The following is a 2,025-nucleotide window of genomic DNA, read 5'->3' on the forward strand; positions in this document are numbered from 1 at the left end:
GCAATCTCTGGGGTGCGCCGCCACCCTATGGCGGGACGGGACGACCCCGAATCCATGGTGCTTGTTTCAAACTCAATGCCCCCACGACCTGGCGAACCGCTGACCACGACCTGACCGTCGTGCATCCCAAACTCGGCTCTGTGCGGGTGCGCTGTTGGCAGCAGATGCATTTCCGTCAGGCCCCAACCCATCCGATGACCCTGATTCAGGTCCAACGTCTCGACGCAACCGGCCTGCCACGCTCGACTCGACCGTTGTGGCTAGTCTGGGTCGGTGGCCCCATGCCTGATATTGAGAGCCTCTGGCACCGCTACCTCCGCCGCTTTGCCCTGGAGCATTGGTACCGATTCTTAAAGCAGCGCCTCCATTGGACGGTTCCCAAACTCGGCGAACCCAAAGCCGCTGAGCGCTGGAGCGATCTCATGCTGTTAGCCCCTGGCAACTGTGGTTGGCCCGAAACCTCGTGCAGGATGCCCCTCTGCCCTGGCAGAAAACGCTACCCATCCTCACCCCCGGACGAGTCGCCGATTCTATCGCACCACTTTTAGCCCGGTTGGGCTCTCCCACCAATGCCCCCAAACCCCGAGGTAAGTCCCCAGGGTGGCCCACGGGCCAAAAACGGAACCGGAAACCGCGTTATCCTACCGTCAGAAAACGAGCGAGTCGACCTAAAAAACGCTCAAAAACCGTCGCTTAGCTGGCTCATCGTCCTGAAATGGTCCATAGATCCTCCCTCTGATACCTGAGGGATAATTTGTCTTAGTCTAAACTCCAATTAAACCCTGGTTCCCCGTTATTCTACGTTGGGGATCTAGAGCCGTTCCACTATCACTTTGAAACTGAGCTGCTGGCCGTGCAGACTGAGATCCTGGCAATGACCTACAAGCTTTTTCGGGTGGGGTGCTATGGCGCGAGGAGGTAACGCCTTACCCTCTGTGCATCTGGTAATTTTCTGAGGCAAATTTTTCAGACAAATGGTTTTGAATAGTTGCCTGCGCGCACAGCTATCCAGCAACAGAAAAGGACTAAATTGCCCCAAATAGCAGCTTCGCTACTTTAGGACCTAGAAGGCATTAAGTTGCTCTTTAAACCAGGCTAACAATCGGGGGCTCAAGCGAATAGAGCTTTTGCTGAGCGCCTCTACCACCTGTGCTGCATCTTGCCTAGTTAACAGCCCTACCATGACAAGCTACCAAGAGTAATCCCAGCGTTCCTTTGACCTGAAAGCTCATGGCCTGGGCAATTTTTCGGCCAAGACGCTCGTCAATAATGAGCCAATTGACCGCCAATTCTTGCCCCAGCAAAATGACATCTTGCTCTCCAAGGTCTAGGCCCATCAACGCCACAGGAATAGGTGAGGTGAGGGCAGGCTGCTGAACGATGAGCCAATCAGCATTGCGAACGACATCGCTGCCGGGTCGCTGCCGACCTTGGGTTACAACTTCCTGGTAAACAGATGTAGGAACGTAGACCTCAGAGAAGAGCTGATTTAGTAGCTGAAGATGGCCCGTCAAAGAGAGAGAAATTAGTGGCGTGGCGTTGATGACGGCCTTCATTCAGCCTCAGAAGGTAGGGGCCAATCTGAGATATCGGCTTCAGCAGCCAGCTCATCTTCGGGGTAGTCAATGACGGCAAACCCATTTTCAGACAGCAGACGGTAAAACTCCCAGCGATCGCAGCCCAAGATTTGTGCACCAAACCCGCCGGATATGCGGCCCATTTCGTAGAGCTTGCCCAGGGTATAGATCAAGACTTTTTGGCGAAAGCCCTCGGGTTCTTCCCGCAGGGCAACCAACAATTCGTTGGGAAACGCGACTTCCATAGGTATGAGCCGTAAGACGGTGCCCCCATCGTAACCAATCTGGGCCAGCCCACAAAGCGGTCACCTGAACCTGCGCGGCTTAGTGGTGCAGAAAACTTAGGGCAGTCTCACCATGAGAATGTGAGGACCTTAGCGAACTCAATGCGACAGTCTAGGGCGTCTCGCTTGCATTGAGAGGCGCAAGCGGGCGGTGGATTGCCCTT

The 2,025-nt window shown here is 54.8% G+C and carries 2 protein-coding genes and 1 pseudogene; 1 reads left to right on the forward strand and 2 read right to left on the reverse strand.

Features of this window, described 5'->3' with window-relative positions:
- Positions 1-548, forward strand: a pseudogene (locus tag IQ273_RS34255) (transposase); the annotation flags it as partial.
- 615 nt (positions 549-1,163) lie between these two features.
- Here IQ273_RS34255 and IQ273_RS32795 read toward each other — a convergent pair.
- Both IQ273_RS32795 and IQ273_RS32800 read right to left on the reverse strand, forming a co-directional pair.
- Entirely contained in the window at positions 1,164-1,556 is a 393-nt protein-coding gene (locus IQ273_RS32795) for a hypothetical protein (RefSeq protein WP_228054358.1), read from the reverse strand.
- Entirely contained in the window at positions 1,553-1,822 is a 270-nt protein-coding gene (locus IQ273_RS32800) for a UPF0175 family protein (protein WP_228054361.1), read from the reverse strand. Before IQ273_RS32800 ends, IQ273_RS32795 begins: the two co-directional genes overlap by 4 nt.
- Positions 1,823-2,025 lie beyond the last annotated feature (203 nt).

Source organism: Nodosilinea sp. LEGE 07298 (genome assembly GCF_015207265.1).
Classification (GTDB): domain Bacteria; phylum Cyanobacteriota; class Cyanobacteriia; order Phormidesmidales; family Phormidesmidaceae; genus Nodosilinea.